Source organism: Pseudomonas sp. P5_B2, assembly GCF_056400445.1.
This window is the reverse complement of sequence record NZ_JBFULH010001337.1, coordinates 1-693: the sequence shown is the minus strand read 5'-3', so window position 1 is coordinate 693 and position 693 is coordinate 1. Positions and strand designations below refer to the sequence as shown.

Here is a 693-nt window from a genome sequence, read left to right as displayed (position 1 = left end):
AGCTGACACCGATAGCCATGCCCTCCGGCAAGTTATGTAACGTTATGGCCAGGACAAAAAGCCATACTCGATTGAATCGCTGGGCTTCAGGACCTTTGCGCCCACTCTCCAGATGCTCATGGGGCACGAACCGTTCCAGACCGATCATCAGTGCCACGCCTAATCCCAACCCCAACACCACGACACACGCAGCCAATACCTTGTTATCGCAAATAGACTGAGCGGATTCGATGCCTGGGAGAATGAGTGAGAAGGAACTCGCGGCGAGCATCATGCCGGCAGCAAACCCAAGCATGGTGTCTTGCGTGCGTGCAGTAATGTCACGCAATACTATCGCTACGATTGCACCGAGCGCAGTCGCGCCAAAGCCAGAAAGGCCGCCCAGCAATGCGTAGTGCAGGTTTACCCGGTTTGCCCCGGTGAAGGCGCTGTACCCGCTGATGAGCAGTAAGATGGTGACCCCAATGAGGGTTGACCAAAAAATGATGCTCATCCACCCGCCAATTTTTTTTGAGTCGAAACCGGAATGCCACAATGCTCTAACAGGTGCGGATGGTTCGGACATGAGAGCACCTATTTCCCGTTGGAGCGCTTAAAAGTAGGTATCGGTGCAATTGTGTGGATCTGTTTCGATATCCGTTGCGCCTCTCGCTCATAAGACATCGCAGAGGTGTCGAAAAGACGGGCTAAGCC

1 protein-coding gene is annotated in these 693 nt (G+C 53.7%); it reads right to left on the bottom strand.

What is annotated here, in order from left to right; genetic code table 11:
- The coding region (locus tag AC1DRJ_RS31080; protein WP_477805482.1) for a ZIP family metal transporter at window positions 1–565 on the bottom strand (565 nt) is incomplete at its 3' end.
- Window positions 566–693: the final 128 nt, after the last annotated feature.